A 25476-nucleotide genomic window follows, 5' to 3' on the forward strand; every position below is an offset into this window, starting at 1 on the left:
CCAGCTTCAGCTCTTGCCATGCCGCGCTCGCCGTCACGATCTCAGGAGCACTGATGCACACCTTCAGCGTCGCCGAGAAGAACACCTCCCTGGCCTGGGCCGCCGCCTGCCGGGCCCTGGATGTGAAGACCAATCCGGGACAGAAAGGTTTTCACACCGTGGTCCGCATCGCTGACGCCGCCGCCGAGGACCCGCAGGTGCGGGCCCAATTCGACCAGATCCGCGACAAGCACGGGTACGCGCCCATCGAAACGGTCGCCAACACCCTCTTCCCCGCCGGGCTGGCAGCCACCTGCTCCTCCCCCGAGGAACTGGTGCACCGCTACCAGCAGATGTACAAGTCGCTCATGCGCATCGACCGGCACAACAGGAGCGGAACCTACTTCGGCCGCATCGTCGCCTACCCCGGCAAGAAGGGCCCGGTCGACCAGCTGACCACCTTGATCGCCCGCATTCGCTTACAGACCTCCATCAAGGGGCCGATGAGCGCCGCCTACGAGATGGACGTCGCCCACCCCCACGACACCGAACCAGAGGAGGGCACCTGGTCGACCTCAGTCCACGTCGCCGGCACCGACAACAAGTACCGCGGTTTCCCGTGCTTGAGCCATTGCTCGTTCCAGCTGGATCGCGAAGACACCCTGCACGCGGTAGCCCTGTATCGCAGCCACTACATGGTGGACCGCGCTTATGGCAACTACCTGGGGCTAGGGCGCCTGCTGGCCTACCTGGCCCAGCAGGCGGAAGTACGTCCGGGCAGCTTGACGGTGATCGCCGGTCACGCCCAGATCGAAGAGCGCGTCAGCGCCATCCGCCCGGTGATTCAGACCCAGACGCAGCTGTCCGTCTGATCAGCGCGCCGACCACCGGGCTCTCACCTGCTGGAGCGCTTAAGCGTTGATCTCCCACTTGGGCGGGAACCACGCGCTCAAGGGAGCGGCATCGGCCCGATACAGCTGCTTGATGCGGCTGCGCCCGCTGATACCGGCGACCTCCGGATGCACCACCCGCGCGTACTTGTCGACCTCGCAGAACAGATTCTGGCAGTCGATCAACTGCAAGGGACGACCCCGCAGCCCCTCAAACGACAGCCCAAGACGGCCAAAGTGCTCCTGCTGGGTGTCGGCCATGTAGTGGATCACCTCAGCCTCCAGACCGCTGGCCGCGGGGCCGAAGCATTTGCGGATCCCATCGCGAGCTCCTGGGCCGGGGACGACGAAGTCCATCTCCGAGAAGGGCATCTGCGCCGCGTAGTTCAGGTCGATCAGGTACTGGTAGGCCAGGAACGGGCCGATCGCCGGAAAGCCCAGCAGCACCTCATACGCCTCGCGCATCGATGCGGACTGCCGCACCCGCTCCGGCGCCTCCTGGTCCATCATCAACGCGACGAGCCGCAGGTGGTTACTGTGCTTGCGCTGCTCCCCCAGCGCCGGCGGAGGAGTGATGTAGGCCGCGGAATACAGTCGCTCTCCCGCCGCGAACGCCTTTGACAGCACGCCGTCCAGGACATGGAAGTCATATCCGCTCCAGGTCACCTCGCCCAGGTGTGTCTCCAGGAGCTGCCAGGTTTGGATCTTGTTGAAGACCTTGAACAGCACGGTGCGGAAGAACACCTCGCGCCACTGTTGATCCCCGCGGTAGGACACCTGGCCGATCAGGTACTGGCTGACCCGGTCCGCGGCGCGAAAGCAGTTCGTGAAGCGGTGCTGCGCCAGCACCGGATCCTGGCATGCGGGCGGCGGCACCTCCCCCAGCCGTGCGAGGTAGACCTGCTGCCTGGCTGCGGCGAAACGCCAATAGGTGTCGAACACCGGCGTAGGTCGCAGTGTCCGCCCGGCAATGCTCACCACAGCGGGCGGCTCACAGTCTTGTGTCTGTGGCCGGGACGGGGCTTGCAGCATGCTCACCATGCACGGAATATATATTGAATATAGATCATGGGCAGCGGGAGCGGCGATGAAACTGCTGTGGCGCGCTCGACGCCGCAACACCCTGGTTACCTGGCCCCAAGCCGTCGATGACCGCCTTGAGCGACTCGTCGCCGCCGGACTCGCCGCCCACGAGAACGTGAACCGCTCCCAACTCCTCGCCGCCCTCGTGGTCAACGCCGAGGTCTCTCCCGAACACGTCGCCGCCCTGCTGCAGGCCTATCGCAGCATGAGCGCCGACGCCCTGGACAACACCCCAGGCTCCGGTGCCGCCGAGGACTGGCCGGAAGTCCGCCATCCAGGCCCACGCCGAAACACACACCGCCCGAAACCGCGACGCGGCGCCCAAAAGGCGGGGAGCACTGACGACCTCGGGGATTCCTAGAAGTGGGTGTGCTGGCCGGGGGGTGGGGTTCAGGGGGTGATGGGCAGGTCACGGCAGGCTTGGTCCAAGTCGCTGTTCCAGATCCACAACCTCTGGCCGGGGGGTATGTGGTGGTAGCCGTAGGGGCCGACCTCAGCCAGGGTGCGCAGGTCCACACACACCCGCTGAAACGCTTGGCCGATCGCGGCGGCTGGGCCGTCATCCAGGGTGCGGGCGCCGAGTTTGATGCAGGCCCGGTACTCGTACCCCAGCAGGAGATCCTCGCCGAACTGCGCCCATGCCCCGCGCTTCTCGACCCACGCGGTCTCAGCATCGGCCACCAGCAGGGTCAGGTCGGCCGCAGTTGGGAGGGAGGGGTAAATGAGGAAGGTGGCGGCCCAGCCGGAGGCGACCATGTCGAGGTTGAAGGTGCGCCGCTGGGGATCGGTGCGCGGCGGTAGCGGGTCGCCTACACCGCCGGTGAACCAGGGGCCAGTGTAGGCCAGCAGGCGCCCGTTGCCCTCGATCAGCTCGCCGGTGGCGATGACTGCGAGCTTGCGTTGCGAGCCGGCTGGGCGTGTCCCGCTCGGGCTACTACGAATGGCGCGAGCGGCTGGCCTCGGCCACCGCGCAACGCCGGACCCTGCCGGCCGCGTCGGTTGCCGAGATCTTCGCCGCCTCGCACGAGACCTACGGCTACCGGCGCGTGCACGCCGCCCTGGCCCGTCGCGGCGAGCACTGCTCGGCCGAGTTGGTGCGCGCCCTGATGCGCGAGCAGGGCCTGGTCCCGGCCCAGGTCCGGGCGTTCCGGCCGGCCACCACCGTCCAGGGCGACTACCGTGGCATCCCCGACCTGATCGGCCGAGACTTCACCGCTGAGCGGCCGGGCGTCAAGCTGGTCGGCGACATCACCTACATCCGCACCTGGGAAGGCTTCCTCTATCTGGCCACCGTGATCGACTGCCACAGCAAGGCGGTGCTGGGCTGGGCGATGGCCGACCACTACCGCACCGAGCTGATCAAGGACGCGATCCGGATGGCCGCCGGCACCGGCCTGCTCCAGCCCGGCGCCGTGTTCCACACCGACCGCGGCTCGAACTACACCTCGGATGAGTTCGGCCGCTTCCTGACCTGCTTGGGCATCCGCCGCTCGGTCGGCCGCACCGGGATCTGCTACGACAATGCGATGGCGGAGTCGTTCTTTGCCGTGCTCAAGAACGAGTGGCTGCACCGCTTCGTCTTCACCACGCGAGCCAAGGCCAGACGGCAGGTCATCCGCTATATCGAAGGGTTCTACAACCGCCGGCGCCTGCACTCGGCGCTCGGCTACCGGCCCCCCTGGAGGTACTCAACGAGTCCCTCTCAGCCCAAACGGCCGCATAGACTACGCCCATAACACGGCTGTCCGGAATCACCGTGGCCCCTCACCGGCCCAGTGGTGAGCCGGTCTTCGAGGACCCGGAGGTGTTCGGTGTCGGGGTTCAGCCAAACCAGAGCATGCCGGGCTTCACGATGCTGCAGGCCTACCTCGCGGACGAACCGAACACCTGAGTCGGCACCGACGCAACGAAGGCCGGCTTGCGAGCGAACCGGCCCTCTGACCTGCTCCATCGCAATCGACCAAGAAAACGGTAAGAGCGGTCTCTTCCAGCTTAGGCGCCGGGTGATCGGACCGCGGAGTCTCTGTCAAGAGACGAAATCTGCGGAGAACTCCGCGATCTCCACAGGTGGCGGAATCGTTAGATGCTCGCGCTCAACGACAGAAGTGTCCTGCTGATCCTGCGCAAGTATGCTCTTTAGAAGATCGACTTCATGCTTGGTGAGAACCGGCTCCGGCAGTGAGGTGTAGACCTCGCAGTATGCGATGTCGATCTGTTGAACTTGGTTCGGCTCCAATGGGGCGTGACGGGTCGGGTTCAGCTCCAAGACATCGTCCATGACAGCGTGCCGCCCAAGTGGGGAGAGGACTCCGATCACCGGGATACCGTCCAGGCTCTGGGCATAGTGTTGCCACTGACGTGACGTCTCATCAAGTCCACACCACGAGTAGCCGACGGCAACCCTGCGACAGATATCCTTCGGGATCTTGCCGTAGAGATACGCTCCCTGCCGGAGGCTCACCTTCAAGGCCAAGCGAGGGTCCCGCTGGGCCGCTTGGCGCAGGAATTCTCCGCCTTCGGCCAGAGACCCAGCGTTCAGCAGGAGGACACCCAGTTCGAAGGCCGCCAGGGCTTGCTGCTTGTCAGCCCAGTCGAGGAGGTCGACACCCCGCGGTCCGAACCACGTCAGCATTCGCTTCCACTCAGGTGAATCCGATTTTGAGGAGCCAAGGCCGGTCCCGGCGGAGACAGTGCTACCTGTGGTGTTGCCGGCGGATTGACCGATGCCTTCAGCAGAGGCGTTGGGTGCGGAGGCGGAAGAGAGCATCCTGCCGGTAGCACGGTCGACAACAGCTTCGTCGTCGACCTGCCGCGGGGCGCCGTTGTGAAGGTAGCTGCAATACCGCTGGTGCCAGTCCGCCATCGTTCCCAGTGCTTCATCAGGATCGATGCCGGTCTGTTCCAAGACCTCACGGCAGGCATGCACGAGGCTGGAAACTATCTCCCACCGAAGGGGAGTCACCCGAATCCCGTTCAGTATGTCGTGGACGGCAGTTTTGCTCAGCGGATGACGTCTGGGCGTGTGGCGAGACAGCACGCCGTACGACGGGTTTCCTGCTATATCCCGTGCTTCCCTGAGCGCTGCGACGAGCTGTTCGCGCCCCTGGCTCGGGGGATGGCCATTCACGACCATGGACACCGCCGTTCATCATCATTGATGCAATCTCCGAATTGTCCCGCATATCCAAGGCGTCAAGAGCATCTACGCGTCCGATTCGATCATCTCGAACCCTCTCGGAACGAATAAGACCAATGATCAACGTTTCAATATGATCATTCCGAATCGTTCCGGATCACTCTGAGCAGCTAGAACGACTCGGAACGATCCGGTGTGGCGCGACGAGGCTTTGGAATGGATGGTTTAACAGAACCTTTGTTCGTTCCGCTTCGTTTCGCATCGATCTGACCTCTCCCGCGATGGTCTGTATAGATATGTCCGCATTGAGAAGGCGATAGACAGGTAAGCAAGCAAAAGGGAGCTCCCGGTCAATCAATGGTCCGGAAGCTTTTTCGATCCGGAGGTTTGATGATCCTGTCCGGCGTGGTGATCAAGGCGATCATCGCTATCGCCCTCTCTGTTGCTGTGGGAGGGGGCGCCGCCCTGCTCGCGCTGCGTTCAGGAAAGTCGCCGTCGGCTTCCCTGTTGGTAGGGCTGACCGTCGGGACCGCCGCTTTGGGTGGCTTCTCCCCGATCTTGTTCGGTTAGAGCAGGACCGGCAGAGAACGAAAGGTGTAAAGGAGGGGCCTTTACATGCCGGAACGTCAGCCGTATTGCCGGATACGGCTGGCGCTTCATCACCACCGGTCGTGCGAGCCTTACCCGCTGAGCCGCACCGCACCGACGAACCCACGACAGTTGATGGGTTCGACGCGGACCACTGATCCTGTGAACGGGGCGTTGACCATCTTGGTGTCGGAGATCGCCAGACCGACCCGGTCAGGGCCGGGAATCTTGGAGTCCGTCTCGTAGAAGACAAGGTCGCCAGGCTTGATGGGACCACGGACGCGGATGCCGTGGTTCCACTGGTCGTAGGTCACGCGGGGGATGGAAACACCGGCCTTGGCCCAGGCGTACTGGGCCAGGGCCGAGCAGTCGAAGCCCCTGATCTTCGCCCCTCGGCCTATGCCGAAACCGGGACCGTCTAGTTATCCAGGCCAATCCTGTGCCCGGATTGCCAGGCGCTGAGGCCGGGATCGTTCAGGGTGTAGCCGTCGCGCATCTCCAGGTGCCAGGCAGAGCGCTGACAGGCGTTCAGGAGTTGCTTAAGCGTTGCTGTTGCCGCCACCGGTTACCTCCGGGAAGAACTGCATCATGCGCTTGGGGAAGCGGATCAACGTTTCGCCCTCGAGCATGTCGACCACATGCTGGAGAGTGGCGGTGTCGGTGATGGTGAAGCCCTGCAGGATGTAGTCGTCGCCGTCCTCCCAGACGGTTGGCGAGTCGCCGTCGGGGCTGTCGGGATCCTTGCCGAGGAACCGGGGTGCCATGAGCCCGGCATGGCGAGGAGGCGAACCGATCTCCAAAGCCCAGCAGGGCTAGGCACCAGATCGGGGATCGTCCTCAAGAACTCGTTCGCGCAGGGCCTCCAGTTCCCGCCCCAGAGCGCCCGACCCGACGAGCATCAGGGCGTGTACCGCGCTCACCTCCCGGGCGGATGCCCATATGCCCGATCCGCGGGCTTGGAACGGGAGGACCTCGATCGAGTGGACCCGGAAAGCGGCCGGGTCCAGGTATCGCATACCCCCGGTCCCGCACAGGTAGGTCGTGGCGCCTGTCAGCCAGGCCAGGTCGGCCAGGCGCTGCGAGCGTTCACCGGGTGCGAGCAGATCGCTGCTGTGCAGGATCTGCCCCCGCCACCCGACCTCCTCCAGCAGCAGACGTGTGGACAGCTCCGTCACGTCCGCCAGTCGATCCGTGCTCTCGAACGCGGCGAATACAGGTTCGAGCCGCCTCTTGAACGGCGGCCAGTAGATACTGTGCCGGTAATGGTCGGCGAGGAGCTGGGCGACACGGCGCCGGCAGCGGGTGGGATCGGCCAGGCGCGCTCCGCGGATGGAGGTGGAGCGGCCGTATGGCAGATGGGTGGAAATGGAGAGCCACTGCGGCTGCCACGAGCCGTCGAGCGAGGCGAGGCGCGCGCGGTGCTGGTAGTCCCTGCGTGCAAACTGCACGTCATCCAGGACGATCCAGTAGTCAGCGGCGAACAGCTTGGCCAGCGTCACCAGTCGGGGAAAGAGGTTGGGCTGGTGGATGGCGCACACCTCGCCGTACGGCAGGTCAGGGCGTAAGGAGCCTGCTGTCGAATCCGGCGCGGAGAAGAGCCTGGTAGGCGTCATGGACCTCTCCTGGGACGGGCTGCTCGATGGCGTAGCCGAGCTTGGGGTACTCGATCACGCGCTGGAGGTCGCCGACGAGCATGTCGATGACCAACTTTGGATCACCGATCGAGCTGACGTAGTCATCCAGCTCAAGCGGCTCGGAAGCGCACACCACCTCGACCTCGGGCCATACCTTTCGTGCCGTGGCGTAGGCCCGACGCTCCATGTACGGCTTGGAGATCAGGAGCACCGAACCGGGCTGAATACCCGCATCGGCCAGCACCTGGCGGGACAGTGCGATGTTCTGGCCGGTGTTGGTGGCGTTCGGCTCCAGCAGAATCGCCTCGTCGGACATGCCGAGGTCGAGCGCGTGCTCGCGGTAGTGGACGGCCTCGCCTCGGGGGAAGCGCGCCGCGGTGGTGGGGCTGGTGGCGCCGGAGAAGACGAGCAGCGGGAACCAACCGGCGCGGTGCAGGTCGACCGCCGCGCGTGCCACCCCCAGATCGTGGCTGCCCAGACCGATGGCCACGTCACACCGGCTCAGGTCGTGGTGCATCTGGTGGTAGTCCCAGATGGTGTAGGCGTGCTGCCACTGCTCGTCGGTGATGACCTGCTGCTTGACGCTCACTCGATTGCTCCCTGGTCGCCGTGGCAGAGGGAGGCGGCTCTCCCCCTGGATGGTCCGCTGGATGCCCTCGATGCTGCGCAGTTGGTGCGCGAGCCCGTGCTGCGCGGCCTCGCGTGCGGCACGGTCGAGGATCACCACCCCATCATCCACGGTGGCCCGATCCGAAAGCAGGACGTGCCCGTAAGCCGTCTCCAGCCGGACCCGCTGCATGGGCGCATCGGTGACTGCGGTAGCGCGGGCGAGGTCGATCAGGCGTAGCGCCTCCGAGAGGTTCCCTGCGCCACGGTGGGCCAGAGCGAGTTTCTGGTGCGCGACGGACCAGTCCTCGGGTTCACCGAGGTTCTCGAACTCGCGGATGGCGGTCGTCATCAGGCGGGCGGCGTAGTCATTCTTGTCGTTCTTGCTCAGGGCGGTCCCCACCCACAGCCGGGCTCGCGCCCTATCGCGTGGTGAGAGCCGGTCGTCCACCGCCAGCGCCTCATAGTCCTTGGCGGCCTCGTCCAACCGGCCCCCCATCTCGGCGACCACCGCCAACGAAAGGTCGAGCTGCGCGATACGACGGGGGATGTCGAGCTGTCCGTAGATCGATCGGGCGTTGAGGTAGGAGCGGCGAGCGGACAATGGGCCGGCGACTGCTCCTTGGTCGCGCTGGAGGTCGCCGAACAGCGTCGTCGATCGTGCGAACAGGTAAAGACCCTTGTCGTCCAAGGCGTGCGGGTCGTAGCGGGTGAGCCATCGGTTCAGCAGGTCGGTGGCGTAGCTGAAGCTCTGGCGGCTGAGAGCGACCACAGCCCGGTCAAGATCGTCTGTCCAGGTCTCGTAGTCCCAGGCCCGTGGTCCCATCCGAGTGACTCTCAGCCCTTGGTCCACGTCCTGGCCGAGTTCCAGGAGCAGCGTCTCGAACCGCAGGTGAGTCGCCGAATTCGCGCGGGCGAGTGCGGTGTCCAGGATAGCTTGGGTGTCCGGACGTGGCCGAGTGGTGGTACCGAGCTGGTCCCACTTCGCCACGGTGCGGGGAGCCACGCCGAGGTGCTGCGCGAACACCCGCACGCTCATCCGCAGGGCTCGGCGAAGTGCACGCGCTTCGAGACCGGTCCACTCATGCACGGTCGTCACGTCGCTGCTCCCTTCCACGGCCATGGAAGCACGCAGAGGTACCGAGGGCCTACGGAAGTGCGACGCAAGTGCGACAGCGGGTCGTATCCAGCGGGGTCGGGGCTGGCCATGCTCGAAGAGCGGGCCGTAAGCCCCGACCACGGTAAGGACGGCTACCTTGTGGACACTCACCGAACAACACGATGTGGACGGCCCGATCGTCTACGGGTACCTGCGGCTGCATCGTTCGACGCCTGAGCGGCACGCCGCCCTGACGGTAGCCCTCGCCCAATACTGCGAGCAGCACGAACTGCAGCTCTGCGGCATCTTCACCGATCGAGGGACCGCATCGCCGGACGACCCGGCCTTCGCCGGCCTGCTGGACGTCCTTCTCATGTCCGGCGCCTACGGGGTGGTTCTGCCCACTACGCACCACCTGGGCGAGAAGCCCGTCGCGACTCGGCGGCGGGAACAGCTGAACGCGATTGGGGCGCGGCTGCTGGTCGTGCGGGGAGCCCTCCGTACCACTGGCTCTTCCGCCGGCCGACCGGTCGTGACTCTGGCCCGCGCCGTTCCCCATGGCCAACTCGAACCAACTCGCCAAGGACCCCATGATGATTGACACCTTCGTCGCACCACCGCCCGGCTGCGAATTCAACCCGAACGTGCCAGCGGTAGAGCGCACGTACGCCGCGCTCGCAGGTGCCGACAAGAACGGCTTCGAGGCCGACCGTGCAGCCGCCGGCAAGCTGAAGGGGGCGATTCCTGGGGTAACCGAGGTCGTCCAAGAGAACGCAGCGGCTGTCGCGAGGGCTGTCGCCTCCCCGTACACCTTCGTGAAGTGCTCGATGCGGCCCCGGTATGACCCCGGCGCCGTCGAGGTCGCCCAACTGGTACAGGCGCGGGCGCCCCGCTGGGTTGTCCTGTGGCGCCCGTACTGGCGGGTCCTGCAGGCGTGGGAGTGCTCCGACCCGCGACTGTGTCGCACCGTCATGGGGCGCAGCGCCGCCGAGCTGTGGCAGCGCATGCAGGAAGCTGAACTTGATCTCTGGCGGGCCTCCCCGCGTGCCATGACCGCGGACCGGCCACCCACCACATCCGTCCCGGGTGGCCGTGAGGATCTGCCAGAAGCGGCCCCGAGACGATCACCGGACCCGGCAGCACCCCGCCGGTCCGGAAGACCTCGGGGCCCCAGACCACACCGGAAGGGAGCGCATCGTGTTCACGTACGGTGACGCGTTCCTGGCGGTCGCCGCCGGGTGGCCGTGTTGCTTCTCCTCGTCTTGGCGTGGACAGCCGAGCAGGCTCACAACGTGCGGCCGTCCACGTACTCCGGCGCGGGCCCATGCCCCTACCTAGCACCCATGCTGCCCCGCGCCGCCTACAACCCGCCGCCCACGATGTGCCCCGGAAGGCCGTCGTGGGCGGCGGGCTCCAGACCCTGGCCGGGCCCTTCCCACGTGGCGAGCGCGCAGGCTCGCCAGCGGGTCGGCCAGGCGGGGGAAGGCGGGCACCCTGTCGAGGAGTGCAGGTTGTCCGCCTTCCTCCCCCAGCGGGCCGCACGCCCCGTGGAGAGAGCAGACGAGGATGACGAGAACCCGCCAGCCGCAGGCGGTCAAGCAGGAGGGCCCCACCCCCGAGTGGGAGCCGTACACGTCACACGGCGCCATCCTCCGGGTCAGACACACCTCGTGCTGCGGCCGGTACGAACTGGCGTCGGAGGGCGGCGAGTTCTTCGTGCTCCGTCCCGCCGACAGGCGCGGGCACGAGCAAACCAGCCGAGGCCGGGCCTACCGCGACGTCATCCGGATGTACGCCGCCCTGGTGCGCAAGCACCACCTTGACCACACCAGCCGCGGCGAATGGTACGAGGCCGACCCGTACGTGAACCAGGCGGAAGCGGGCTGACTATGCCCCTGCCCGGCTGGCGTGGACACCCCACGTCAGGAACCCGAAACAGGACAAGGAGTAGAGACATGAGCACTCTGACGCCGGAGGAGACCGCCACGGTCGACACGGGAGAGACGTTCGACCCGTTCGCCCTCAACATCGAATTCATCGAGAACACCCCGGCGGCCGACACGGTGCTGATGTGCAGCACCGGCGACAACTGCGGAACCTCCTGCCCGAGCGCCTGCACGACCTCGTAGTCCGCGGGGCGCGGGTCCGTACGGGCCCGCGCCCCCTTCTTCCCCAGAACGGAGCGTGAGTGATGACGCGGTCGCGGCGGACCCTGTACCGGTGTACGGGCGCCGGGATGCTGCGCGCGGCGGTGAACCTTTCCGCCCCCGCCCTGCCACAGTGGCCGGGGCCCGCCGCGTCCCCCGAGCAGTGGCGTTCCTGGCTCGGCCCGATCTGGGCCGATGACACGTTCCGGCGCGCGGTCTCCAGTGCCAGCCTGGACCTGGCCCGCCAGGTGGAGGCAGTTCTTGACGGGCGGTTGTTGAACGCTCGCCGGGCGCGTCGCGCCGCGCTCGCGGTCGCCCGGTACGCCATCAGGTATGAGCACCGGTCCACGCCGTTCGGCCTGTTCGCCGGCGTCTGCCTGGTCGACTTCGGCGAGACATCCGCCGTGCTTGTCGGGGATGAGCACGAGATCGTCACCCGAGCCGACCCCCGGGCGCTGGACAAGGTGATCAGCGCCCAGGAAGGCAGCGGCGTGTCGATGGCGGCCATCGAGGTGTGCGTCAACAACCTGGTGTACGTGCGCGGCGGCTGCGTCTTCGTGCCGTCCGAGGGCGCGTCGGAGTTCTCCCTCGCGCTGACGCCTGCGCTGACGTTCGTTCTCCAGGCGGCCACGTCACCCATCCGGTATGCGGCGCTCGCGGGCAAACTCGCCGCAGAATTCCCACAGGTGGAAGGACACCGCCAGGCGGCGTTCCTCGCGGAGCTGCTGCGGCTTCGGCTGCTGCTGTCGGCACTGCGTGCTCCCGCCACGGTCGTTGACCCGGCAGCCGTCCTGCCTGCCGTCGCCTTGGACGCCCGCGATCGGGAGGCGTACGTGGATCTACGGCTAAACGCCACGGTTCGGCTGCCGGAGGCCGTCGCGGTCGAGATGGAAACCGTGGCAACCGTGCTGGCCAGGCTCGCGGCCAACCCAACCGGCACCCGGGCGTGGCGGCGCTACACCGAGCAGTTCGCCGCCCGATGGGGTGAAGACGCCGAGGTCGGCCTGGAGCAGCTCGTTGACCCGGACAACGGGTTGGGCCTGCCTGACGGGTTCGGCTCGGTGTCCGAGCCGCCACGACCGATGTCGCGGCGCGACCGGCTGCTGTTGGATCTCGCAGGGACCGCCGCCGTCGAACGCCACCGGACGGTGATCCTGTCCGAGCCGCTCATCGAGGAGTTGGAGGCGGCCGCAGGCGAACCCACCGCCCTGGCACCGCACTTCGAGGTGTGCGCACAGGTCCAAGCCCGTTCCCTCCCAGCGCTCGACCGAGGCGACTTCCGCGTCCACGTTCACACCGTCTCCAGGGCGGCAGGCACGATGACGGGGCGATTCGGGCACCTGTTCCCGCAGGCCGCCGGGCAAGTGGCCCTTCCCACGGTTGATCCTGTGGCGGAACTGGCTCAGTTGTCGTTCCATCCCTCCCGCGTCGAGGCCGACCTGCTCACGCGCACCCCGCAAGTCCTGCCGAAGCTGGTCAGCGTCGGAGAGCACCGGGGCAGCGACGCCACGGTGTTCGTCCCCTCTGATCTGGTCGTAGGTCTGCGCGGTAGCCACCTCTACCTCGCGGTGGCCGCCACCGGGGAGCGCCTGGAGCTGCTCGCGCCGACCGCGCTCAACTTCATGTGGAACAACTTCACCCCGCCGCTGGCCCGCTTCCTGGCCGAGATCAGCCGTGCCGCGACTCCGCAGGTGACCTGGTTCGACTGGGGTGCGGCGTGGACGCTGCCGTTCACGCCGGGGCTGCACTATCGGCGCAGCATCGTCGTTGCCGCCCGCTGGCAGCTTCGGGCCCGCGCCCTGCCCGGCCGTGCGGCCCCCCTGGACGAGTGGGCCGCGCAGTTGCACGCCTGGCGCGGCCGGGCGGGTGTGCCGGAGCGTGTGCTCCTGGCCATGGACGATCAGCGCCTGCTCCTGGACCTCACCAGGGAGATGGACCTGGACGTGCTCCGTACGCACCTGTGCGGCTCCCCTATCGCGGTGCTCTATGAGGCGCCGCCGCCGGACATGGATGGATGGATCGGCGGGCGGGCCCACAGCATCGTCGTCGCAGTCAGGGCGGGCCGATGAGCCCGCCCACGACGCAGGCCCTGGCCGAGGGCGCGCTGGGGATAGCGTTGCTGCACATCGAGCGCGGTAACCTTGCCGCAGCCCGGCCTCTGCTGGCCGAGGCGGTCGCTGGCGGCGTCAGCACCGGCTCCAACGCTTCTCTGTTCCACGGCGCCCCGGCCCTGGAGTTCGTGCTTGGCCGTGCCGGGCGCGTCGACCAGACCGTTCAGACGGCCGTCGACCGGGTCGTGGCCGCCCGGCTCGCCGCGGCCCGCTGCCGACGAAAGGCGACCCGGCTCCCGGCACTGGCAGAGTTCGATCTCATCCGGGGGCTCACCGGGCTGGGGGTGGTGCTGCTTGCCCGAGCAGGCTCGCCGCCGCTGCTGCAGGAGGTGCTGGCCTACCTGGTGACGCTGGCAGTCCCGGCCGAAGCCGATGCCCAGGTCCTGCCCGGGTGGTGGTCGCCGAACAGCCCCACGCATGAGGAGATCACCGGTGGCCACGCGAACAATGGGGTAGCCCACGGCATCGCCGGCCCGTTGGCGCTGCTGTCTCTCGCCGCCCGCCGCGGCGTCCTGGTAGAAGGCCAGATAGGCGCCATCAAGACGTTCACGGCCTGGCTGGAGAAGTTCGGCTCCTTCTACTGGATCACCCTGGACCCACTCGCCGCTGAGGCGTTGCAGGCGCCGCCCCTGCGCCCCTCCTGGTGTTACGGGGACCTTGGTATCGCCCGCACGCTGCAACTGGCAGCCTGCGCGCTCGGCGACGACGCCCGCAGGCAGAAGGCCGAGGAACTCGCCATCGCCGCCCTCACCGACCCGGCCCGCCTGAGCCGGGTCACCGATGCGTCCCTCTGCCACGGCTGGGCCGGGCTGCTGACCGTCACGACCGCCCTCGCCGCCGACAGCCGTACCCCCGACCGGTTCGCCGAGCCCATCCGGCAGACCCGCCAGAGGTTAGAAGCGGGGATCCCCGCACTGTCCAAGCCCGGGTTCATGGAAGGCCGAGCCGGGGCGGTCATGGCGCTGAAGGGCTCCAACGTGACCGGCTGGACCCGCGCCCTGTTGATCAACTGACCCGCCACCACAACCGAGCAGGAGCGAACCGAGGACATGGACTGGAACGACGAGAACCTACCGCTGCCCGACGAACCGAAGTGGTGGCACGCCACCATCCGCTTTCCCGGCGATGCCGGAGCGACCCCGAAGGCTGCGATCGCACTCGCGGCCGCGCTGTCCGGCTGGCGTTTCCACTTCCTGCGCAAGGAAGGCAATCTCCGGCTGCGCACCGAGAGGCCCGCTGCCGACCTGCTCGATCAACTCGTCGCCGACGAGGTCGCGGCCGGTTGGGTTGGCGGCATCTACGAACCGGAGATCGAAACCTTCGGCGGCGAGCAGGGTATGGCCATCGCCCACGAGGTGTGGTGCGCCGACAGCCCCGCGGCCTTGGCCGAGACCGGCAGCCCGTACGCCCGCGAGCGGTGCATCCTGCTGCTCTCCACCATGAACCGCGCGGCAGGCCTCGACCCGTTCGAGATCAGCGACGTGTGGGCGACATTCGGCAACCTCCGCCCGGCAATCGACCCACCGCAGGCGGCCTACCAGGCGTCTGCGATCACTGCCATGCGGCGCCTCGTGCACGCCGACGCCGCCAAGCGGGACACCACCGAACCCGGCTGGCCTGACCGCGTCGCCGCGTTCGAGGACGCTGGCCGCCGCCTGGCCCGGCTCGCGACCAGTGGGCAACTCCGGCGGGGGCTGCGCGCGGTCCTCGCCCACCATGCGATCTTCGCTTTCAACCGCGCGGCCACACCCGTGGCCGAGCAGGCTGCCGCGGCCTGGCTTGGCTGGAACGTCGCCTTCGGAGACGGCAACCCAGCCACCGTGTCTAGCAGTCAGTCCGCACCCGTTTTCAAGAGGATGGAGAGCACCATCACTACGACCGACCCCGCCGAGCTGCGCAACGCCATGGTGGACAAGTTCACCGGCTCCGGCCACCTGCGCACTCCCGCCATCATCGATGCCTTCCGGGACGTCGAGCGCCACCGGTTCATCCCCGACGTCGAGGTCGTCGCCGCCTACGTCGATGACGCCGTGTCGGTGAAGAACGACCGAGACGGCGAGATGATCTCTTGCATATCCGCGCCGTCTATCGTCGCCACCCAACTGGAGCAACTGGGCGCAGAGCCCGGCCACAAGGTCCTGGAGGCCGGGGCAGCTACTGGCTACAACGCCGCCCTCCTCGGACGACTCGTCGCCCCCGGCGGCCACGTGTGGACGGTGGACGTCGACACTGACCTCGTCAACACCGCCGCAAAGCACTTGGCCGCAGCTGGCGCGTCGAACGTGACCGCGCTGCTGGCCGATGGCGCGACCGGTCTGCCCGAGCATGCCCCGTTCGACCGGATCCAGTTCACCGTGGGCGCCGGTGACATCCCCCTCCCCGTCCTGAATCAACTGGCCCCGGACGGCCGTCTCGTCATCCCGATGCGGATCCGCGGCAGTATCTCCCGATCCTTCGCCTTCGAGCGCGACGGCGACGGCGAGACCTGGAAGACCGTCTCCTGCGAGATGGCCACGTTCGTCCCGCTGCGCAAAGGCGTATGTGACGACGTCCGTACCGTGGTCCCCATGGCCGGGGAGGGCAACGTCCGGCTGGAAACCTACAGTGAGCAGCTCGTGGACCGGGAGGCGATGCGGACCGTCCTGGACGAGCCCTCCCACCAGGTCTACACGGGAGTGAAGTTCCGGCAGGGCTCAGCTTGGGAGTGGGTCTATCTGTGGTTGGCGTGCGTCCTGCCCAACGGCCTGTCTCGGGTACCTGGCCAGCGGCCCGGGTTCACCCCGCATTTCGGGTGGGGTTCGATGGCGGCGCTCGACGGCGACAGCCTGGCCTATCTGACCGTCCGTGAGGGTGAAGACACCGTGGGCCGGTTCTGGGAGATCGGCGTCATCGGTCACGGCCCGCGCGCCGCCGACCTCGCCGAGCAGGTCGCCGCCGCGATCCAGGAATGGGACCGCGACTACGGCAACGACGCCCCGGCCCCCGGCTTCCGCATGGCCACGGCCGTCAACCGCGACCTGCTGAAGGCCGCTGACTCACGCTTCGTCATCGACAAGACCAACAGCCGACTCGTCATCGACTGGCCGTAGGAAGGGGAGCAGCGTGATGAACCCTGCGATCGCCGCCCGTATCCCGCTGGTCTGCCGACCCAAACCCCCCGGGCTTCCACTGGACAAGCGCATTGCAGAGCTCACCGCGCTGACCGCCGAAACACCCGGCGCGGACCACTCCAAGCGGGTGGCCCGCGCCTGTGGTGTCCTCAACTTCTCCGCGCTCATCGCCTCCGACAGCGGCATGCCCGACCTGGCAGCCGAACTGTGTTGGCGGCAGCACAAGGTCTTCGCCGAAGCCGGGAGCCTCGACCAGGACATCGCCGTGATGTCGCTGATGCCGCTGGTGAACATCGCCCGACTCCTGGTCCGCGAAGGTGAAGGTAGCGCTGCCTTCGCGGTGCTGCAGCAGTTGTACCGGGCCGCCGAGCAGCGCGGCGCCACCGTCATCCGCGATCACGCCGTCGACCTGTCGCCGTTGATCCGGACCGGCGCAGACCACCGCACGATCTGTACGGAGCTGTGGGTCGCCCTGCTGATCGACGGCGCCAGAGCCCTCGCGTGCGTTGGCCGTTGGACCGAGGCGGCCGAATCCATGGCCGCGCACCGCGGCGTCGGTCAGCGGCTTCTCGACGGCCGCCAGCTCACGATCATGTCGCTGATGGAACAGGGCCTCCCGCAGCAGGCCGTCACCATGATCGACTCCAGCGTTCCTACAGAGCCCTGGGAGAACGCCGTCGCCGCCATCCTGCGCGTCTACTGCCGTCCTCCGACCACGCCGACACCACAGGACGAACTGGACCATGCGGGGCGGGAGACTCTCGCGCTGATCACCGACCCCGACCCGATGACCGCAGCGTTCCGGACTCGGCTCACCCTGACCATGCTCGACCTGACCGCCGACCGACCCACGGCATATGACTCCGACCTGCGGTCCACTGTCGTCGGCGTGGCCTGCACGGACGCCTACGCTGCCCGAGAGGTCATGGGGCACCACGGGATGCGCTCCCGCATGACCCCGCAGCAGGAACAGGAAGTCGCCGGCGTGCTCACCGCCTCGGGGTTCGGCGCCAGGTACCTCCCAGCAGCCCACCTGGATGCCCTCACTGCCGCAGTCCGTCACGGCGAGGGCAACCTGCGTGCCCTGCTTGCCGAGCTACACGGAGCGGCCTGAGCCGACCTATGATCGCTAGACGACCCCGGGCTACGCGTCAACGAGATGGCTCCAGGAGCCGCGTGGACTACCGTGTGGTTATGAGTTCTTGTACAGCCCCGGTCCGGGGCCATCGAACCGCCAGCGCAGCTGCGGCTTGCCCTGCGTGCAGTGGCCGACGCTCCGGGTACTCATCGCCCCGGCCTTACTATCCGCAGCCGGATTACATGTCGCGGAGCAGTAGCGGGGGCGGCGCGAGCAGTAGAGGCGGCTCCACTAGCGGCAGAACGCGGCCGCCTTGGTCACCGAGCACCTCCTCCATAACTTACACGCCTGCCGAGGTGCGGGCGCTGACTCCCGTTCGCCGCACTGTCGAGTTGCGTGCGCGTCTAGAGCCAGACCTTCGCGATGTCTTCCTTTGCCACGCGTGGGATGACCGGCGCGGTGCTGCTAAGGAGTTGCACGACCTGCTGGATGCAGAGGGCGTGTCGGTCTGGTTCAGCGAGAAGGACATCGTGCTCGGCCAACCGTTCATGCGGGAGATCGACAGAGGCCTGGCGAGGTCGCGTACAGGTCTCGTCCTAGTCACCCCAGCGCTACTGAAACGCGTCGACCGCCGGGGCGTCTCTGACAAGGAGCTCTCGGAGCTCCTTGCACGTGACCTACTGCTCCCTGTCGTGCACGAGACGACTTACGACGAACTCCGGAAGGTTAGCCCCTTGCTTGCCTCCCGAAATGGGTTGAACACGGCGGATGATTCGATGGCAGACATTGCCAACAAGATCGCCGAGCTGGTCTCCGTTGAGGACGATCTGACCGCACCCCTCACATCGGCGAACTAGGCGTCCGGCAGCGTGCTCGGGCGTCGCTCCGCGTTGCCGGTGCCAAGCCCAGAACACGGGAGTCGGTGGAGCCTGCATGCAGGACCTAGCCGACCAGCTCGCCTGGCCCCCCTCACGGGTCCGTGAGCTTTTTGGGATGGCTGACCAACGCCCGGTACTTCGTATCGTTCCGTAGTCACGAAAGGCGAGGCAACCGACTGAGCCGTCATCCTGTCGAAGATCCAATCCGCGTTCAAAGGGGGTTTGGGATCGATAGTCCGGAAATTGTCACACCCTCCGGGTAGAAATGAAGGGTGACTTCCAGTAGCGGCAACCCCACCGAGGACGAGACCTGTGAGCGGTTCGTCCTGCCCGCTCTCGTCCGGGCCGGTTGGAATGTAGAAGTGCAGGTCAAGAGCCGATACCGGATCAATCGCGGCCGGATCCAGCCGACCGCCCGCCGCCACCATCAGCAGCGCCCGCTGATCGCCGATTACGTGCTGGAGTACTCCGACGGCCTGCCGCTCGCCGTCGTCGAGGCCAAACGCTCCCGCATTGATCCCGCTGAGGGTTTCGAGCAGGCCAAACGCTACGCCGAGCTGCTAGACGTCCCGTTCGCCTACTCGACGAACGGCACCCGCACCATCGAGGTCGACTACCGGACTGGCCTGATCTCGGAGATCTCGGAGTTCCCCACGCCGGAGCAGCTCTGGGCCCGGTACCGCGATGACCGATCCCTCGCCGACGACGCTCATGCCGACTTGGCCTCCGCGCCGTTCAAACTGACCCGCAACTGGGACGGCACTCCGAAGGACCCCCGCTACTACCAGCGCAACGCGATCAACCGAGCCGTCCAGACCATCGCCAAGGGCCAACGACGGTTACTCCTAGTGCTGGCCACCGGCACGGGCAAGACCCTGGTCTCGGCGCAGATCGTTGCGAAGCTGTGGAACGCGAACTGGCCAAAAAAGGGGCGGCGGCCCCGTGTCCTGTATCTCGCCGACCGGAACATCCTCATCGACCAGCCCAAGGACGACTACTTCACCGAGATGTTCGGCGAGGCCGTCCACCGGCTCGGCCAGGGCCGAGTGCAGAAGAGCCGCAACATCTACTTCGCGCTGTACCAGTCGCTGTCGCAGCCCGGCGGGGCGCAGGACTTCTACACGAGGTTCGACCGGGACTTCTTCGACCTCATCATCGTCGACGAGTGCCATCGGGGCAGCGCCTCGGAGGGCTCGCAGTGGCGCGAGATCCTGGAGTACTTCGAGCCCGCCGTCCAGCTGGGTCTGACGGCCACGCCGATCAGCCGTAAGGACGTCGACACTTACCACTACTTTGGCGACGCGATCTACGAGTACTCCCTCGCCCAGGGCATTCGCGACGGTTTCCTCGCCCCTTACCGGGTCCGCAACGTCCGGATCGATATCGACCTGTACGGCTGGCGGCCGGACGCAGGTCAGCTCGACATGTACGGCAGAGAAATCCCCGATGAGCTCTACGGGCCGAAGGACTTCGAGCGCATCGTGGCGATCCTCGACCGCACCGACGAGGTAGCCCGCTACCTGACGGAGTATCTGCATAAGACCGGCCGAATGCACAAGACCATCGTGTTCTGCCAGACCAACGACCACGCGATGCGCATGGTCGAGGCGCTGACCCGCGCCAACGCCGACCTGTCGCAGCGGCACGGCCACAAGTGGGTCTGCCGGATCACCGGAGACGACCACGAGGCCGGCCGGGAGCGTCTGGACGAATTCCGCGACGCCAGCTCCGAGGTCCCGGTCATCGCGGTGACGTCGCGGATGCTGTCGACGGGCGTCGACATCCCGACCGTCCGCAACATCGTGTTATTCCGAGTGATCCGCTCGATGCCGGAGTTCAAGCAGACGATCGGCCGCGGCACCCGCCTGTCGCCCGAGACCGGAAAGTTCGCGTTCGACATCATCGACTTCGTGGACGCGACCCGCCTGTTCTACGACCCCAAGTTCGATGGCCCGCCGCTCCGGCGGCTCCGCGACGAGGCAGACCCTGACGGCAGCTTCATCACCTTCCCCGAGGACCTCGACGACACCGAACCTGAACCGGACCCGGACGAGGTCGCCGAACCCGAGGCCGAGTACCTCGGTGCGGAAGGCGGCGAGCTGCCTCGGATGATCACCGACCCCGACGAGATCGATGACATCCGCGCCGAGGGCCGCACCTACTACATCGACGACGTCGAGGTCAGCATCGTCGGCACGGCCGTCTTCGTCACCGAGACCGATGGCACCGGCCTGCGACTACGGCTGGTTCGGCTGGAGCAGTTCATCAAGGACAGACTCCACGAGCTCGACCTGTCCCCGAACCAACTGCTCGCCCAGTGGGCACACAGCCGGAGCCGCGCGGAGCTGCGCAAGCGGCTGGAGTCCTCAGGAATCAGCTCCGCCGACCTCGGCGAGCTGACGGGTCGCCCCGACGCCGACGCCATCGACCTCCTGATCTATCTCGGCTGGGGCCTCCCCGTGCTCTCGCGCTCGGAACGAGCACTCCGCTTCAAACTCCAGCACCGCGAGTTCCTGGAGTCGTTCGCCCCCGAAGCCCGCACGATCCTCGAACGCCTGCTGGAGCAGTACTCCTCCCACAACGAGAAGGAACTCGAGCTGGACTCCGACTCCATGAAGACATCCCCCTATCGTGGCTTCGGCACCGTCGTCGAGATCGCCGAGCGTTTCGGAGACCGCGCCGGGGCCGGGCTCCGTGTCGCCGTCGACCAGCTAAGAACCCGTTTGTACGAGGCCTCCTGATTTCTTTCGGAACGGAAGAAGCAATCCCCTATCGTGCACAAAACTAAAAGCGACTATAAGTTTCACCTGCGCTAACCTTCCATGTATGAGGCAGCGGGAGAAGGAACCCCGGACCCGGCTCTGGCGCCGGGCCGCCCGTCAGCGCGGCTTCTTCACGGCGGCCCAGGCGCTGCTCGACGGCTACTCCTACCAGTCGCAGTACTTCCACGTCCGCCGGGGCAACTGGACGCGCATCGACCGGGGCCTGTACCGCTTCCGCGAGTACGCCGACCTCCCGTCGAGCGACCTGGACCATCTGGTCCGCTGGTCCCTGTGGAGCCTGGACCGCGCGGTCTTCTCCCACGAGACAGCCCTGAGCGTCCACGGCCTCGCGCCGGTCGACCCAGCCGTCGTGCACATGACGGTTCCGCCCGGATTCCGCCAGCGGGACCCCGCCGTGCTCACCCACCGCGCTGACCTGTCCCCCGCCGACGTCGAGCAGCGCGACGGCTTCCGCGCGACGACTCTCGCCCGCACCCTCATCGATCTGAACATCCAGCCGACGAACAAGGATCTCTGACGACCATGGCCCCACCCGCGAAGAAGCAGGACACGACCTCCCGCGCCCGTCTGTCGGCCGTCATCAAGTCGGCCCGCGACATCATGCGCAAGGACGCGGGCCTCAACGGCGACCTGGACCGCCTGCCCCTACTGTCCTGGCTGCTGTTCCTGCGTTCCTTCGACGCGCTGGAGGCCGAACGCGAGGTATTCGGCGAAGACCCGATCATCAAACCGGAGTACCAGTGGCGGGCCTGGGCCGACGACGAGACGTTCACCGGCGCGGACCTGCTGGCGTTCGTCAACGTCAAGCTTCTGCCGGAACTCGCGAGCATGCGCAGCGACGTGCCTGGCGACCCGCGCAACGTCCTCGGCCAGGTGTTCGCCGGCGTCCAGAACCGGATGCTGTCGGGCTACCTGTTCCGCGACCTGGTCAACCAGATCCGCGGCATCGACTTCAACAGCAGCGACGACATCCACACGATGGCGTTCCTGTACGAGGACCTGCTGAAGCAGATGCGCGACGCCGCGGGCGACTCTGGCGAGTTCTACACCCCGCGCCCCGTCATCCGCTTCATGGTCGAGCAGACCTTCCTCAAGCTCGGCGAATCGATCATGGACCCGGCGTGCGGCACCGGGGGCTTCCTCGTCGAGGCCTACACCGAACTATTCCCGCAGGCCACCAACAAGGTCCTCCAGCAAGAGCTGTTCAACAACATCCGCGGCATCGAGAAGAAGCCCCTGCCGTTCCTGCTCTGCATGATGAACCTGACCCTGCACGGCATCCCCTCCCCGAAGGTTCTCCACGCCAACTCCCTCCGCGTGATGATCGACGAGAAGGGCCCCGCCTCCCAGGTCAATGTCATCCTCACCAACCCGCCCTTCGGCGGCGAGGAGGAGGACTCCATCGTCCAAGGTTTCCCAACCGCCTACCGGTCCCGTGAGACGGCCTGGCTCTTCCTTCACTCAGTTATCAAAAAGCTAGGGCATGGCGGACGCTGCGCCATCGTTCTCCCTCATAACGCGCTTTTCGGCGAGGGGCCCGGCGCGAAGGTGCGCAAGCAGCTCTTGGAGGAGTGCGACCTCCATACCATCATCCGCCTCCCCCAAGGCGTTTTTGCTCCCTATACACCGATCCCCGCTAACCTCCTCTTCTTCGAGAAAACCGGCGCAACCAAGGAAATCTGGTATTACGAGATCATCCCGCCGGAAGGTCGCAAGGGCTACGCCAAAACCAAGCCCATGCGCTATGAAGAATTCGAGGCTTGCGCCGCGTGGTGGGGTGGTCCCGAGCGTGCTAACCGGGCACAAACGGATCGCGCATGGCGGGTTCCCGCCGCCGACATCATCAGTCAGAACTACAATCTCGACCTCGCCAATCCGACCGAGAAAGACGATCTGGCCCATCGCCCGCCCGCCGAACTCCTCGGCAATCTGGTCTCCGCCGAACACGAAATCCTCGCACTCCTCTCCTCGCTCGCGAAGGACGTGGAGGGATCAGTGTGAACGCCTACCCGGAAGTCACTCTCGGCACGTTCCTGTGGCAAGAATCAGATATCGTGTCCATCGACCCGGACGCCACCTACACGACGGCAGGCATCTACAGCTACGGGCGCGGGCTCTTCAAGCGCCCGCCCATTACCGGCTCCGAGACCAACTATCTCAAATACAACAGAATCCGGAAGGGGCAGTTCATCTATAGCAAGCTCTTCGGCTGGGAAGGCGCGCTTGCTACCGTGCCGGAAGAATTCGACGGCCTGCATGTCTCTCACGAATTCCCGACCTTCCACATCGACGACGCCGTCGCCGACCCCGACTACGTTGCCCACCTAACCACCTGGCCGGGTCTCCATGACAAGCTCCGAGACCAGGGCACCGGCATGGGCTCACGCCGTCAACGAGTCAATATCGACCGCCTTCTCTCCACAACCGTCCCCCTGCCAAAACTGGACGAGCAACGCCGCATCGCCGCCCACCTCGACGCCGCCACAGCCAAGATAGGGAAGATCAGGCAGCTTAAGGAAACTGCCGAGGCCACTCGTCGCGCCCTCTTCAGCTCGCTGATCACACGAGCAGGGGATCCTGCGCAGGTACGCGATTTCCTGATACCTGTCAACGACTCCGTACCCGTCGAGGCGGACACCCTCTATCGAACGGCTGGCATCTATAGCCACGGTCGCGGGATGTTCACTCGGCCACCAATCAAAGGTTCTGAGACAAAGTACGCAAGATACAACCGCCTACGGGCGGGGCAGTTCGTCTACAGCAAGCTCTTCGGCTGGGAAGGCGCCCTCGCTATCGTTCCTGACGAGTTCGACCGGTTGTATGTCTCCCACGAATTCCCCACGTTCGCCATCGACGCCGATGTAGCCGATCCCCGATATGTTAAGCACCTGGTTACGTGGCCTGCCCTTCATGCCGCGCTCCGCGACAAAACCACGGGCATGGGTTCCAGACGGCAGCGAGTCAGTCCAGAACGACTCCTGGCTACTGAGGTACCGCTTCCACCGATGCCAGAACAACGACGGCTCGCCGATGCGCTTGACTCACTGGCCACTTGCCATGCGGCGTCCGCGACGCAAGATCGAGAGCTAAAGGCCCTTGGATCCGCTCTCCTGAACTATGCGTTCAACGGACGGTTGTGAGTGAGGGCAGGGCCTCAGGCCTCGCCCGTCCCGTTGGTCAGAGCCGATCGGCGCGGAGCGTGGCGAAGATTGGGTGGGCGTTGACGCCCGCGACGTTCAGAAATCGCTTGCCGGGGTTCATAGACTTGCGGATCAAGACACGGCTCGGTAGAGAGGCGAGTTCGACGCATTCGGCGGCTGAACCGCTGTGGCTGCTCTTGTGCTACTCCAGGTCTGCAACCTCGCGAGTCACTCGTATTCCTTCTGTTTGAGCTTCATCCAAGTGACGGACTCGCGCTGCAGGCGGCACTCGCCGAACGAGAGTGCGCGTGAGTCCGTCGGCGGAGCTTCGCCGATGGGCTCGCGCCGTGTGGGCTTGGTATGGGCGCGCGACGGGCACCTGGTGGGTCTATCTGTCGGGGTCGCCCGACGGGCTCGTCGAGGCTGGCGACCGGATGGGCTCGTGCGAGCCGTCCCCGCCGGTTGGACCGGCACCGGTGCGATGTCACGGGATCCTGGCCCACGAAGTCTCGGTGACGATGACGTGGTCGAGCAGGCGGAGCCCGACCGTGGTAGCGGCGTCGCGGAGGCGGGCGGTCACCCGGACGTCTGCCTCGCTCGGTTCCGTCCGGCCGCTCGGATGGTTGTGCGCCACCGCAAAACAGGTGCCGCCCAGCGCGAGGACCAGGCTTAGGACGTCACGGACCGGGATCGGGGTGCGATCCGCCGCACCGTCGGTGAGCGTGGCCGTCTTCAGGATCCGGCCGCTGGCGTCGCAGACGACCACGACCGCCCTCTCGTGCCGGAGACCCCGCAGCAGCGGTGCGGCGGCGACCGCTATGTCCTCGGTGGCCGTGATCCGGCAGAGTCGCGGCGGCCGAGCCGCGCGCCGCGCCAGCTCGAACACCGCTGTCAGCCGGGCCGCCCTGGCCGGACCGATCCCCGCCGACCGCTGGAGCGCGCCCGGATCGGCCGCCGCCACCGCGGCAAGCCCGCCATGGTCGGCGAGCAGCCGGGACGCCAGCTCGATGACGTCCACGCCGGGACGGCCCTCACCCAGCACCAGCGCCAGCAGCTCCCGGTCGGCGAGCGCACGCGGGCCGTGCTCGAGCAGCCGTTCCCTGGGCCGGTCGGCCTGGGGTAGATCAGTGACGCGCATCGGACGAACCTCCCGCCACCAGGAGACCATCCGGCACCGACAGAACGCGGCCGTCCCGAACACCGCCGCCCGGACC

25 protein-coding genes and 1 pseudogene are annotated in these 25476 nt (G+C 66.7%); 16 read left to right on the forward strand and 10 right to left on the reverse strand.

The genetic code is table 11. The features are described 5' to 3' along the window. Nucleotides 1-53: 53 nt before the first annotated feature. Entirely contained in the window at nucleotides 54-851 is a 798-nt protein-coding gene (locus ACQP0P_RS47010) for a hypothetical protein (RefSeq protein ID WP_433369518.1), read from the forward strand. A gap of 39 nt (nucleotides 852-890) precedes the next feature. Here the strand turns inward: ACQP0P_RS47010 and ACQP0P_RS47015 are convergent, their stop codons facing one another. Further along, on the reverse strand, nucleotides 891-1811 hold the full coding sequence (locus ACQP0P_RS47015; RefSeq protein ID WP_433369521.1) for a nucleotide kinase domain-containing protein: 921 nt from the start codon (nucleotides 1809-1811) through the stop codon (nucleotides 891-893). Between the two features lie 145 nt (nucleotides 1812-1956). Here ACQP0P_RS47015 and ACQP0P_RS47020 point away from each other — a divergent pair, with 145 nt between their 5' ends. Continuing rightward, nucleotides 1957-2313, forward strand: coding sequence for a hypothetical protein (locus ACQP0P_RS47020; protein WP_433369524.1), 357 nt, complete (start codon nucleotides 1957-1959; stop codon nucleotides 2311-2313). Between the two features lie 29 nt (nucleotides 2314-2342). On the opposite strand, the gene ACQP0P_RS47025 is transcribed toward ACQP0P_RS47020, so the two are convergent. Further along, the gene (locus ACQP0P_RS47025) at nucleotides 2343-2708 is read right to left on the reverse strand and encodes a hypothetical protein (protein ID WP_433369527.1); all 366 of its coding nucleotides are present in this window, start codon (nucleotides 2706-2708) and stop codon (nucleotides 2343-2345) included. A gap of 161 nt (nucleotides 2709-2869) precedes the next feature. On the opposite strand from ACQP0P_RS47025, the gene ACQP0P_RS47030 reads away from it, so the two are divergent. Next, nucleotides 2870-3688, forward strand: coding sequence for an IS3 family transposase (locus ACQP0P_RS47030; RefSeq protein WP_433369529.1), 819 nt, complete (start codon nucleotides 2870-2872; stop codon nucleotides 3686-3688). 290 nt (nucleotides 3689-3978) lie between these two features. Here the strand turns inward: ACQP0P_RS47030 and ACQP0P_RS47035 are convergent, their stop codons facing one another. Continuing rightward, nucleotides 3979-5091, reverse strand: a complete 1113-nt coding sequence (locus ACQP0P_RS47035) for a hypothetical protein (protein WP_433369531.1) — start codon at nucleotides 5089-5091, stop codon at nucleotides 3979-3981. A gap of 387 nt (nucleotides 5092-5478) precedes the next feature. Here ACQP0P_RS47035 and ACQP0P_RS47040 point away from each other — a divergent pair, with 387 nt between their 5' ends. After that, nucleotides 5479-5658 (forward strand): hypothetical protein, encoded by a 180-nt coding sequence (locus tag ACQP0P_RS47040; RefSeq protein WP_433369534.1) that lies wholly within the window; start codon nucleotides 5479-5481, stop codon nucleotides 5656-5658. A 110-nt stretch (nucleotides 5659-5768) separates the two neighbouring features. Here ACQP0P_RS47040 and ACQP0P_RS47045 read toward each other — a convergent pair whose 3' ends face one another. The 5 genes from ACQP0P_RS47045 to ACQP0P_RS47065 are packed head-to-tail and all read right to left on the reverse strand — an operon-like array spanning nucleotide 5769 to nucleotide 9015. Next, the gene (locus tag ACQP0P_RS47045; RefSeq protein ID WP_433382457.1) at nucleotides 5769-6077 is read right to left on the reverse strand and encodes a C40 family peptidase; all 309 of its coding nucleotides are present in this window, start codon (nucleotides 6075-6077) and stop codon (nucleotides 5769-5771) included. Nucleotides 6078-6094: 17 nt separating this feature from the next. Continuing rightward, nucleotides 6095-6172 carry a hypothetical protein gene (locus ACQP0P_RS47050; RefSeq protein WP_433382459.1) on the reverse strand — a complete coding sequence of 26 codons (78 nt, stop codon included), beginning with the start codon at nucleotides 6170-6172 and terminating at the stop codon, nucleotides 6095-6097. A 43-nt stretch (nucleotides 6173-6215) separates the two neighbouring features. Then, entirely contained in the window at nucleotides 6216-6440 is a 225-nt protein-coding gene (locus tag ACQP0P_RS47055; protein ID WP_433369537.1) for a hypothetical protein, read from the reverse strand. A gap of 48 nt (nucleotides 6441-6488) precedes the next feature. After that, nucleotides 6489-7289: a WbqC family protein gene (locus ACQP0P_RS47060; protein WP_433369540.1), complete on the reverse strand. Its 801-nt coding sequence runs from the start codon at nucleotides 7287-7289 to the stop codon at nucleotides 6489-6491. Then, nucleotides 7231-9015, reverse strand: coding sequence for an ElyC/SanA/YdcF family protein (locus tag ACQP0P_RS47065; protein ID WP_433369543.1), 1785 nt, complete (start codon nucleotides 9013-9015; stop codon nucleotides 7231-7233). Before ACQP0P_RS47065 ends, ACQP0P_RS47060 begins: the two co-directional genes overlap by 59 nt. 157 nt (nucleotides 9016-9172) lie before the next feature. Here ACQP0P_RS47065 and ACQP0P_RS47070 point away from each other — a divergent pair, with 157 nt between their 5' ends. From ACQP0P_RS47070 to ACQP0P_RS47125, 12 genes are all read left to right on the forward strand, one after another. Next, nucleotides 9173-9616, forward strand: coding sequence for a recombinase family protein (locus ACQP0P_RS47070; RefSeq protein WP_433369546.1), 444 nt, complete (start codon nucleotides 9173-9175; stop codon nucleotides 9614-9616). A 965-nt stretch (nucleotides 9617-10581) separates the two neighbouring features. Beyond that, the gene (locus ACQP0P_RS47075; RefSeq protein ID WP_433369549.1) at nucleotides 10582-10902 is read left to right on the forward strand and encodes a hypothetical protein; all 321 of its coding nucleotides are present in this window, start codon (nucleotides 10582-10584) and stop codon (nucleotides 10900-10902) included. Between the two features lie 68 nt (nucleotides 10903-10970). Then, on the forward strand, nucleotides 10971-11144 hold the full coding sequence (locus tag ACQP0P_RS47080; protein ID WP_143121300.1) for an FxLD family lanthipeptide: 174 nt from the start codon (nucleotides 10971-10973) through the stop codon (nucleotides 11142-11144). Between the two features lie 62 nt (nucleotides 11145-11206). Beyond that, on the forward strand, nucleotides 11207-13231 hold the full coding sequence (locus ACQP0P_RS47085; protein ID WP_433369552.1) for a lantibiotic dehydratase family protein: 2025 nt from the start codon (nucleotides 11207-11209) through the stop codon (nucleotides 13229-13231). After that, nucleotides 13228-14286 (forward strand): lanthionine synthetase C family protein, encoded by a 1059-nt coding sequence (locus ACQP0P_RS47090; RefSeq protein WP_433369555.1) that lies wholly within the window; start codon nucleotides 13228-13230, stop codon nucleotides 14284-14286. Before ACQP0P_RS47085 ends, ACQP0P_RS47090 begins: the two co-directional genes overlap by 4 nt. A 36-nt stretch (nucleotides 14287-14322) precedes the next feature. After that, entirely contained in the window at nucleotides 14323-16362 is a 2040-nt protein-coding gene (gene fxlM / locus ACQP0P_RS47095) for a methyltransferase, FxLD system (RefSeq protein WP_433369558.1), read from the forward strand. Between the two features lie 16 nt (nucleotides 16363-16378). Then, a complete protein-coding gene (locus ACQP0P_RS47100; RefSeq protein WP_433369561.1) occupies nucleotides 16379-17497 on the forward strand; it encodes a hypothetical protein in 1119 nt (372 codons plus the stop codon). A gap of 437 nt (nucleotides 17498-17934) precedes the next feature. After that, nucleotides 17935-18318, forward strand: a complete 384-nt coding sequence (locus tag ACQP0P_RS47105) for a toll/interleukin-1 receptor domain-containing protein (RefSeq protein ID WP_433369564.1) — start codon at nucleotides 17935-17937, stop codon at nucleotides 18316-18318. A 293-nt stretch (nucleotides 18319-18611) separates the two neighbouring features. After that, a complete protein-coding gene (gene hsdR / locus ACQP0P_RS47110) occupies nucleotides 18612-21080 on the forward strand; it encodes an EcoAI/FtnUII family type I restriction enzme subunit R (RefSeq protein ID WP_433369566.1) in 2469 nt (822 codons plus the stop codon). An 85-nt stretch (nucleotides 21081-21165) separates the two neighbouring features. Then, nucleotides 21166-21639 (forward strand): type IV toxin-antitoxin system AbiEi family antitoxin domain-containing protein, encoded by a 474-nt coding sequence (locus ACQP0P_RS47115; RefSeq protein ID WP_433369569.1) that lies wholly within the window; start codon nucleotides 21166-21168, stop codon nucleotides 21637-21639. A gap of 5 nt (nucleotides 21640-21644) precedes the next feature. Further along, complete coding sequence (locus ACQP0P_RS47120; protein WP_433369572.1) at nucleotides 21645-23123, forward strand: HsdM family class I SAM-dependent methyltransferase; 1479 nt, start codon at nucleotides 21645-21647, stop codon at nucleotides 23121-23123. After that, a complete protein-coding gene (locus ACQP0P_RS47125) occupies nucleotides 23120-24262 on the forward strand; it encodes a restriction endonuclease subunit S (protein WP_433369574.1) in 1143 nt (380 codons plus the stop codon). The genes ACQP0P_RS47120 and ACQP0P_RS47125 overlap by 4 nt, the downstream gene beginning before the upstream one ends. 37 nt (nucleotides 24263-24299) lie before the next feature. On the opposite strand, the pseudogene ACQP0P_RS47130 reads toward ACQP0P_RS47125, so the two are convergent. Together ACQP0P_RS47130 and ACQP0P_RS47135 are read right to left on the reverse strand one after the other, a co-directional pair. Continuing rightward, nucleotides 24300-24416: pseudogene (locus ACQP0P_RS47130) on the reverse strand (hypothetical protein); the annotation flags it as partial. A 330-nt stretch (nucleotides 24417-24746) separates the two neighbouring features. Next, nucleotides 24747-25400, reverse strand: a complete 654-nt coding sequence (locus ACQP0P_RS47135; RefSeq protein ID WP_433369577.1) for a JAB domain-containing protein — start codon at nucleotides 25398-25400, stop codon at nucleotides 24747-24749. Nucleotides 25401-25476: the final 76 nt, after the last annotated feature.

Origin of the sequence: Streptosporangium sp. CA-115845 (assembly GCF_050943795.1) — a bacterium.
Taxonomy (GTDB): domain Bacteria; phylum Actinomycetota; class Actinomycetes; order Streptosporangiales; family Streptosporangiaceae; genus Streptosporangium.

What these genes read in the sequence shown, in the direction of transcription:
- ACQP0P_RS47040 (WP_433369534.1), top strand. Translation starts at nt 5,479, where the DNA reads ATGATCCTGTCCGGCGTGGTGATCAAGGCGATCATCGCTATCGCCCTC.
- ACQP0P_RS47025 (WP_433369527.1), bottom strand. Translation starts at nt 2,708, where the DNA reads ATGGTCGCCTCCGGCTGGGCCGCCACCTTCCTCATTTACCCCTCCCTC.
- ACQP0P_RS47090 (WP_433369555.1), top strand. Translation starts at nt 13,228, where the DNA reads ATGAGCCCGCCCACGACGCAGGCCCTGGCCGAGGGCGCGCTGGGGATA.
- ACQP0P_RS47135 (WP_433369577.1), bottom strand. Translation starts at nt 25,400, where the DNA reads ATGCGCGTCACTGATCTACCCCAGGCCGACCGGCCCAGGGAACGGCTG.
- ACQP0P_RS47050 (WP_433382459.1), bottom strand. Translation starts at nt 6,172, where the DNA reads ATGCGCGACGGCTACACCCTGAACGATCCCGGCCTCAGCGCCTGGCAA.
- ACQP0P_RS47010 (WP_433369518.1), top strand. Translation starts at nt 54, where the DNA reads ATGCACACCTTCAGCGTCGCCGAGAAGAACACCTCCCTGGCCTGGGCC.
- fxlM (WP_433369558.1), top strand. Translation starts at nt 14,323, where the DNA reads ATGGACTGGAACGACGAGAACCTACCGCTGCCCGACGAACCGAAGTGG.
- ACQP0P_RS47055 (WP_433369537.1), bottom strand. Translation starts at nt 6,440, where the DNA reads ATGGCACCCCGGTTCCTCGGCAAGGATCCCGACAGCCCCGACGGCGAC.
- ACQP0P_RS47120 (WP_433369572.1), top strand. Translation starts at nt 21,645, where the DNA reads ATGGCCCCACCCGCGAAGAAGCAGGACACGACCTCCCGCGCCCGTCTG.
- ACQP0P_RS47085 (WP_433369552.1), top strand. Translation starts at nt 11,207, where the DNA reads ATGACGCGGTCGCGGCGGACCCTGTACCGGTGTACGGGCGCCGGGATG.
- ACQP0P_RS47060 (WP_433369540.1), bottom strand. Translation starts at nt 7,289, where the DNA reads ATGACGCCTACCAGGCTCTTCTCCGCGCCGGATTCGACAGCAGGCTCC.
- ACQP0P_RS47100 (WP_433369561.1), top strand. Translation starts at nt 16,379, where the DNA reads ATGAACCCTGCGATCGCCGCCCGTATCCCGCTGGTCTGCCGACCCAAA.
- ACQP0P_RS47075 (WP_433369549.1), top strand. Translation starts at nt 10,582, where the DNA reads ATGACGAGAACCCGCCAGCCGCAGGCGGTCAAGCAGGAGGGCCCCACC.
- ACQP0P_RS47115 (WP_433369569.1), top strand. Translation starts at nt 21,166, where the DNA reads ATGAGGCAGCGGGAGAAGGAACCCCGGACCCGGCTCTGGCGCCGGGCC.
- ACQP0P_RS47020 (WP_433369524.1), top strand. Translation starts at nt 1,957, where the DNA reads ATGAAACTGCTGTGGCGCGCTCGACGCCGCAACACCCTGGTTACCTGG.
- ACQP0P_RS47080 (WP_143121300.1), top strand. Translation starts at nt 10,971, where the DNA reads ATGAGCACTCTGACGCCGGAGGAGACCGCCACGGTCGACACGGGAGAG.